General features: G+C 73.5%; 6 protein-coding genes. All 6 read left to right on the forward strand.

All coding sequences use genetic code 11. The features are described from left to right. The first annotated feature begins 136 nt into the window (after nucleotides 1-136). The 6 genes from ACR9ZK_RS19300 to rho all read left to right on the forward strand — a co-directional run bounded on the left by ACR9ZK_RS19300 (nucleotide 137) and on the right by rho (nucleotide 8241). A complete protein-coding gene (locus ACR9ZK_RS19300; protein ID WP_481343588.1) occupies nucleotides 137-931 on the forward strand; it encodes a DALR anticodon-binding domain-containing protein in 795 nt (264 codons plus the stop codon). Between the two features lie 2 nt (nucleotides 932-933). Next, nucleotides 934-2352: a diaminopimelate decarboxylase gene (gene lysA, locus ACR9ZK_RS19305; RefSeq protein ID WP_481343589.1), complete on the forward strand. Its 1419-nt coding sequence runs from the start codon at nucleotides 934-936 to the stop codon at nucleotides 2350-2352. Between the two features lie 96 nt (nucleotides 2353-2448). Further along, entirely contained in the window at nucleotides 2449-3753 is a 1305-nt protein-coding gene (locus ACR9ZK_RS19310) for a homoserine dehydrogenase (protein WP_481343590.1), read from the forward strand. Next, nucleotides 3753-4847 (forward strand): threonine synthase, encoded by a 1095-nt coding sequence (gene thrC, locus ACR9ZK_RS19315; protein ID WP_481343591.1) that lies wholly within the window; start codon nucleotides 3753-3755, stop codon nucleotides 4845-4847. The genes ACR9ZK_RS19310 and thrC overlap by 1 nt, the downstream gene beginning before the upstream one ends. Nucleotides 4848-4850: 3 nt before the next feature. Further along, nucleotides 4851-5852 (forward strand): homoserine kinase, encoded by a 1002-nt coding sequence (locus tag ACR9ZK_RS19320; protein ID WP_481343592.1) that lies wholly within the window; start codon nucleotides 4851-4853, stop codon nucleotides 5850-5852. A gap of 307 nt (nucleotides 5853-6159) precedes the next feature. After that, on the forward strand, nucleotides 6160-8241 hold the full coding sequence (gene rho / locus ACR9ZK_RS19325) for a transcription termination factor Rho (RefSeq protein ID WP_481343593.1): 2082 nt from the start codon (nucleotides 6160-6162) through the stop codon (nucleotides 8239-8241). The last annotated feature ends 151 nt before the right edge of the window (nucleotides 8242-8392 follow it).

Below are 8392 nucleotides of genomic sequence, written 5' to 3' on the forward strand. Positions count from 1 at the left end.
TCCGTCGTCGGCAGCGTCAGATGTGTATAAGAGACAGGGAGGGCGCGCAACGCCGTCTCGGGGCCTCGTGCCGTCCGGCCTCCGTCAGCGTCGGGCGGCCGAGGACGCGTCGCCACCGGCTCGTAGACTCGGCGCCATGACGCCGGAGCAGCTGCGCGCCCTCCTGTGCGGCGTGGCGACGCGGGCCGCGCGCACCGGCGAGCTCCCCGACGAGGCCGAGGCCGGACCACCAGTCGGGCCGCTGTTCCGGCCCACGGACCCGCGCGCCGCCGGCGTCGTCGCCGACTGGGTCACCCCCGTCGCCCAGCGGTGGGGTCCGCGCCTGGACCTCGCGCCCCGTGACCTCGCACGCGTCCTGGCCCGGGGCCTGACGGAGCAGCGCCCGGTGTCGGCCGTCGAGGTGGCGCCCACGGGCCTCATCGCCATCACGCTCGAGGACGCCGACCGCGCGGCGATCATCGAGGTCGTCCGGCGCGAGGCCGACACCTACGCCTGCCCGCACGGGACGGCGCACGTCGACCGGACCGAGCGGCCGGGGGAGCGCGGGCCGCGGGACCCGCTCCGCGGGGTCCAGCTGTCCCATGCGCGGCTGTGCCGGCTCGTCCGCAACGCCGAGGCCGCCGGCGTGCAGGTCCGCCCGTCGACGCGCCTCGAGACCCTGACCCACGTCACGGAGCGGCACCTGCTCGTCGCCCTCGCCGACCTGCCCCAGCGGCTCGAGCACCACCGCGGCGACCCGGCCGCCCAGGTCCGCGCACTCGTCGAGCTGGGGCGACTCGCCGACGAGTGGGACCACCCGACGCGGCCCCTCGCCGTGGGCGCACCCGTGGAGCCGGTCCACGGGGCCAGACTCGCGCTCGCCGACGCCGCTCGCGTCGTCTTGCGCAATGGACTCGGCCGCCTCGCAGCGGCGGCCCCCGAGAGGATGTAGGAATGCGCGCACACGAAGCCGGAGCGCTCCACGCCGAGGGCTACCGAGGGCCGGCGTGGCTCCAGACCCCCGTCGACATCAACGCGCTGGTGCCGTCGCTGTGGGCCTCGTCGGTCGGCAGGGGAGGTGACGGCGCGCTCACGGTCGGCGGCGTCTCGGTCGTCGACCTCGCCCGCGACTTCGGCACTCCCGCCTACGTCATCGACGAGGACGACTTCCGTTCGCGCGCAAGGGAGTTCAAGCAGACGTACGCGGAGGTCTTCGACGACCTGTGCGGTGGTGCCGACGTCTACTACGCCGGCAAGGCGTTCCTCTGCACCGAGGTCGCGCGATGGATCCACGACGAGGGTCTGCACCTCGACGTCTGCACCGGTGGCGAGCTCGCCGTCGCGATGCGGGCCGGAGTGCCGGGGGAGCGGATCGGCCTGCACGGCAACAACAAGAGCCTCGCCGAGATCCGCCAGGCCCTCGAGTACGGCGTCGGGCGCATCGTCGTCGACTCCTTCGACGAGATCGAGCGGGTGGCCGGGGTGGCCGCCGAGCTCGGCGTGGTGGCCCCGGTCCTCGTCCGGGTCACGGTCGGTGTCGAGGCCCACACGCACGAGTTCATCGCGACGGCCCACGAGGACCAGAAGTTCGGCCTGTCGCTCTCGGGTGGCCAGGCCTTCGAGGCGGTCCGCCGCATCCTCGGGCGCCCCGACCGCCTCCGGCTGCTCGGCCTGCACAGCCACATCGGCTCCCAGATCTTCGACACGTCGGGCTTCGAGGTGTCGGCCCGACGCATCCTCGGGCTGCACACGCAGGTCGCCCGCGAGCTCGGCGTCGAGCTGCCCGAGCTGGACCTCGGTGGCGGCTTCGGCATCGCCTACACGACCGAGCACGACCCGCTGCCGCCCAAGCACCTCGCGGCGGGCATGGCCGAGATCGTCGAGCGCGAGTGCCGTGCCGACGGCGTCGCCGTTCCGCGCATCTCGATCGAGCCCGGGCGTGCCATCGCCGGCCCGAGCACCTTCACGCTGTACGAGGTGGGGACCGTCAAGCCCGTCGACCTCGACGGCGGCGCCCAGCGCGTCTACGTCTCGGTCGACGGCGGGATGAGTGACAACGTGCGCACCGCCCTCTACGACGCCAACTACTCGTGCACGCTCGCCGGCCGGGCGTCCACCGCCGCGCCGGTCCTCGCCCGGGTGGTCGGCAAGCACTGCGAGAGCGGCGACATCGTCGTCAAGGACGAGTTCCTGCCGGCCGACGTCGCGGCCGGCGACCTCGTCGCCGTGCCCTGCACGGGCGCCTACTGCCGCTCGCTGTCGAGCCAGTACAACCACACGCCGCGGCCGCCCGTCGTCGCCGTCCGCGACGGCCTCGCCCGCCTGATCGTCCGGCGCGAGACCGTCGACGACCTGCTCGCGCTCGATGTCTGATGGAGCCGCAGATCCTGTGTCGAGCATGTCCGGATCGCGAAACAATGGCCGGCCCGGGGCCGGACGGACGGCAGGATTCGCACCGTGGAGCGCGCTGTGAGTGACCGGAAGCCGTTGCGCGTCGCCCTCCTCGGGGCCGGCGTCGTCGGTGGCGCCGTCGCGCGCCTGCTCGTCGAGCACGCCGACGACATGGCCGCGCGGGTCGGCGCGCCGCTCGAGATCGCCGGCATCGCCGTGCGCCGGGGCGGCCGCGACCGGTCCGACCTCGGCGTGGACCCGGGCCTGTTCACGACCGACGCGGAGGGCCTCGTCACGCGGGCGGACGTCGTCGTCGAGGTCATCGGCGGCATCGAGCCGGCACGCTCGCTCATCCTGCGCGCCATGGAGCACGGCGCCTCCGTCGTCACGGCCAACAAGGCGCTCCTTGCCGAGGACGGGCCGACGCTCTACGCCGCGGCCGCCCGGCACGGCGTCGACCTGTACTACGAGGCCGCCGTCGCCGGTGCCATCCCGCTGCTGCGCCCGCTGCGCGAGTCGCTCGCGGGTGACGAGGTGACCAAGGTGCTCGGCATCGTCAACGGCACGACCAACTACGTGCTCGACAAGATGGACACGACCGGTGCCGGGTTCGCGGACGCCGTCGAGCAGGCGCAGTCCCTCGGCTACGCCGAGGCCGACCCCACCGCCGACGTCGAGGGTTTCGACGCCGCGGCCAAGGCCGCCATCCTCGCCTCGCTCGCCTTCCACACCCGCGTGGCCGGCACGGACGTGCACCGAGAGGGCATCACCGAGGTCACCGCCGCCGACGTCGCGGCGGCCCGCGAGATGGACGCCGTCGTCAAGCTGCTCGCGATCTGCGAGCGCGGGGACGCCGGCGTCAGCGTCCGGGTCCACCCGGCGATGATCCCGCGCACCCATCCGCTCGCCGGCGTCCGCGAGGCCTTCAACGCCGTGTTCGTCGAGGCCGACGCCGCGGGGCAGCTTATGTTCTACGGCAAGGGCGCCGGCGGCGACCCCACCGCCTCGGCCGTCCTCGGCGACATCGTCGCCGTGGCCCGGCACCGTGTCGGCGGGGGCCTCGGGCCGGGCGAGTCGAGCTACGCCGAGCTGCCGGTCCTGCCCATGGGCCAGGCCCAGACCCGCTACCACATCAGTCTCGAGGTGGCCGACCGCTCCGGCGTCCTCGCCCAGGTCGCCGCGGCGTTCGCCGACCACGACGTGTCCATCGAGACCGTCCGGCAGCAGCTCGTCCGCGACGAGGACGGCCAGGGCGCCCGGGCCACCCTCATCATCGTCACCCACACCGCGAGCGACGCGGCGCTGTCGGCCACGGTCGAGGCGCTGCGCACGCTCGAGGTCGTCCGTGGCGTCAACTCCGTCATGCGCGTGGAAGGTTCCTGATGGCTCACCAGTGGCGGGGTGTCATCCCCGAGTACGCCGACCGGCTGCCGATGCTCGAGGGCGCACCGGTCGTGACGCTTCGCGAGGGCGGCACGCCGCTCATCCCGGCGGAGAAGCTGTCGGAGCGGGTCGGGGCCGAGGTGCACCTCAAGTACGAGGGGCTCAACCCCACCGGCTCGTTCAAGGACCGCGGCATGACCGCGGCGATCAGCCTCGCCGCCAAGAAGGGTGCGAAGGCCGTCATCTGCGCCAGCACCGGCAACACGAGCGCCTCCGCCGCGGCGTACGCGACCAAGGCCGGCATGGCGTGCGGCGTTCTCGTGCCCGAGGGCAAGATCGCCATGGGCAAGCTGAGCCAGGCCATCGCCCACGGCGCGACCCTGCTGCAGGTCGACGGCAACTTCGACGACTGCCTCAACCTCGCGCGCAAGCTCGCCGAGGCCTACCCGGTCGAGCTCGTCAACTCCGTCAACCCGGCCCGCATCGAGGGCCAGAAGACGGCCTCGTTCGAGGTCGTCGACGCCCTCGGTGACGCTCCCGACATCCACTGCCTGCCGGTCGGCAACGCCGGCAACATCACGGCGTACTGGAAGGGCTACCGCGAGTACCTCGCCACGCCCGTCACCGACGCCCCCGCCGGCCCGGCGACCCACCTGCCCGTCATGTGGGGCTTCCAGGCGGCCGGGGCCGCGCCGATCGTCCTCGGCCACCCGGTCGACGAGCCCGAGACCATCGCGACGGCGATCCGCATCGGCAACCCGGCCTCGTGGGAGCAGGCCCTCACGGCCCGTGACGAGTCCGGCGGTCGCATCGACGCCGTCACCGACGAGCAGATCCTCCTCGCGCACCGGTTCCTGTCGGCGCAGGAGGGCGTCTTCGTCGAGCCCGGTTCCGCCGCGTCGGTCGCCGGCCTGCTGGCCTGCCACGAGGCCGGCCTCGTCCCCCCTGGGGCGCGCATCGTCTGCACCGTGACCGGTCACGGCCTCAAAGACCCGCAGTGGGCGCTGCGCACCGCCGACGGTGGCGACGTGACCCCGGTCCGGGTCCCGGTCGACGCGGTGAGCGCGGCGCGGGCGCTCAGCCTCGAGGACTGACGCGTGAGGCGTGTCGCCGCTCGACGTTCGGTGCGCGTCCGCGTGCCGGCGAGCAGCGCCAACCTCGGCCCCGGGTTCGACTCGATCGGGCTCGCCCTCAGCATCTGGGACGAGTACGTCGTCACGACGGCGGACACCCCGGGGCTGGTCATCACGGTGGCCGGAGAGGCCGCCGGGGACGTGCCCACCGACGAGAGCCACCTCGTGAACGCCGCGATGCGCCACACGTGGGACCGACTCGGCGTCGAGGCCCCCGCGGGACTGACCCTGACCGCACGCAACGGCGTGCCGCACGGGCGCGGTCTGGGCTCCTCGGCAACCGCTATCGTCGCGGGAGTCGTTGCCGCACAAGCACTTTCAGGGCCGGATGCGGGCTGGGACGCGGATGCCGCCGCCTCGTACGGGACCGACGGATGGCCCGAGCCGGGGGCGGACGTGCCGGTCGACCTCGACCTCGCCGACGACATCGCCAGCCGGCTCGAGGGGCACCCCGACAACGCCTCCGCGAGCGTCTTCGGCGGGCTCACCGTCAGCTGGATGCCCGACGGCACCGGCGCCGACCGCGGCGAGCGGACGGTCACCGCGCGCCCGGCCCTGCACCCCGACGTCGAGGTCGTCGTGCTCGTCCCCGACACCCAGCTCGCGACGCGCACCGCGCGCTCGGTGCTGCCCGACGTGGTGCCGCTGCGCGACGCCGCAGCGGGCGCGGGACGCGCTGCGCTCCTCGTCCACGCTCTGACCACCGAGCCGTCGCACCTGCACGCGGCCACGCGCGACTGGCTGCACCAGGAGGCCCGGCGGTCCTCGTACCCCGACACGATGGCCGTCGTCGACGTGCTGCGCGCCCGGGGCCAGGCCGCGGTGGTGTCGGGTGCGGGGCCGAGCGTCCTCGTCCTGACGACCCGCGCGCGGAGCGCCGACGTGCAGGTCCCGCCGGGATGCGTCGGCTGGCGCCGCCTGGCCCCCGGCGTGCCCGCGACCGGGGCCGTCGTCTCCGCGCTCTGAGCCGCGGCCGCGACGAGCAGGCCCCTAGTTCCCGGCGCCCGGCGAGGACGTCAGGTCCGTCCCACCCGCGAGGGGGTCGGATGGTATCCTGCGGGTGCACCACACGCCGCGAGCTTCGCAGGCCGGTGCATCACCCCCACGCCGAGGCCCTCTCCACCGCCTCACGGCGCCGTGCGCCGTCGTGGACCACCTTCAGGCCAGCACTGGCCCAAGTCCGACCCGTGGGAGTTCGTCCCGGGTCGCAAACGAGGGGGAAGGATCCTTCGTGTCAGAAACCACCACCCGCCCGGTGTCGGGCCTGTCCGCGATGAAGCTGGACGAGCTCAAGGGCGTCGCGTCCTCCATGGGCATCAAGGGCACCGGGAGGATGCGCAAGAGCGACCTCGTCGAGGCCATCCGGGCCCGTCAGTCCGGCGGCTCGTCCGCGCCGGCCGCCGGTTCCGCGCCGGCGACCGGTTCTGCGCCGTCCGACGGTTCGGGCGCGTCGAGCGCCGCCGTCGAGGCCCAGACCCGATCTGCGTCCACGGACGTCGCGGGCGAGCAGGGCGGCGCGGCCCGCGTCCGCACGTCGCGTCGGGCCAGCCGTCCGGCGGGCACGGCGCTCGAGCCCGACGCCTCGGCCGCGGCGAGCGCGCCGGCGTCGGCGGGCGATCGCACGCCCACCTCCGAGGGCGGCGACTCCTCCAGCGAGCGTCGTGAGGACCGGGGCCCCGGCGCGCGCACCGAGCGTGCCGACCGTGCCGACCGTGCCGAGCGTTCCGAGCGCACCGACCGCGCGGACCGTGCCGACCGGACGGACCGTGGCGACCGCACCGACCGCACCGACCGCACCGACCGCACCGACCGCACTGAGCGTGACGACCGGACGGACCGTGGCGACCGCGCCGACCGCACGGAGCGTGACGAGCGTGCGGACGCCGCGGTGCGCGAGGCACGTGACGGCCGCCAGAACGAGCGCCAGGGTGACCGCCCGAACCGCGGGACCCAGAACCGCGAGCAGAACCGGGACCAGAACCGGGACCAGAACCGCGAGCAGAACCGGGACCAGAACCGCGACCAGAACCGGGACCAGAACCGCGACCAGAACCGGGACCAGAACCGGATCGACGACGACGATCGCGGCGGCCGCCGCAGCCGCAACCGGCAGCGCAACCGTGACCGCAAGCGCGGCCGGGGCCGCGAAGGTGGCCAGGACTGGGTCGAGACCGACCTGCAGGTCGGCGACGACGACGTCCTCGTGCCCGTGGCCGGCATCCTCGACGTCCTCGACAACTACGCGTTCGTCCGCACGTCCGGCTACCTCGCCGGCCCGAACGACGTCTACGTCCCGCTCGGCATGGTCAAGAAGCACGGCCTGCGCAAGGGCGACGCCGTCACGGGCGCGGTCAAGGCGCTGCGCGAGGGTGAGCAACCGCAGGGCAACGTCGGCCGGCAGAAGTACAACGCGCTGGTCCGCCTGGACAGCATCAACGGCACCGGCGCCGACGACGCCGCCAAGCGCGTCGAGTTCGGCAAGCTGACGCCGCTCTACCCGCAGCAGCGCCTGCGGCTCGAGACCGACCCGGGCCAGCTGACGACGCGCATCATCGACCTCGTCGCCCCCATCGGCAAGGGCCAGCGCGGGCTCATCGTCGCGCCGGCCAAGGCCGGCAAGACGATGGTCATGCAGGCCATCGCCAACGCCATCACGACGAACAACCCCGAGTGCCACCTCATGGTCGTCCTCGTCGACGAGCGTCCGGAGGAGGTCACCGAGATGCAGCGCGCCGTCAAGGGCGAGGTCATCGCCTCGACCTTCGACCGGCCCGCGGAGGACCACACGACGGTTGCCGAGCTCGCCATCGAGCGGGCCAAGCGACTCGTCGAGCTCGGCCACGACGTCGTCGTCCTGCTCGACTCGATCACCAAGCTGGGCCGGGCCTACAACCTCGCCGCGCCGGCGAGCGGCCGGATCCTGTCCGGCGGCGTCGACTCGGCTGCGCTCTACCCGCCGAAGAAGTTCTTCGGCGCGGCTCGCAACATCGAGAACGGCGGCTCGCTGACGATCCTCGCCACCGCGCTCGTCGAGACCGGCTCGAAGATGGACGAGGTGATCTTCGAGGAGTTCAAGGGCACCGGCAACATGGAGCTCAAGCTCGACCGGCAGCTGGCCAACCGCCGCATCTTCCCGGCCGTGGACATCAACGCCTCCGGCACCCGGCGTGAGGAGATCCTCCTCGCGAGCGAGGAGCTGAAGATCATGTGGAAGCTGCGTCGGGTCCTCGGCGGCCTCGACGCCCAGCAGGCCATCGAGCTGCTCGTCGACCGCCTGCGCAAGACGAAGACGAACTACGAGTTCCTCGTGCAGGTGCAGCAGACCAGCGGCAGCCGGCTCGACGACGACGCCTGAGGCGTTCACCCGACGCCGGCACCGAGAGGGGCGGGACCGCGACCGCTGTCTCTTATACACATCTCCGAGCCCACGAGACGGAGCTACATGGGGGGTGTGGGGTTTTGGTTGGGGGGGGGGGGGGGGGGGGGGGGGGGGGGGGGGGGGGGGG

The organism is Monashia sp. HAY1-5C (genome assembly GCF_056755255.1).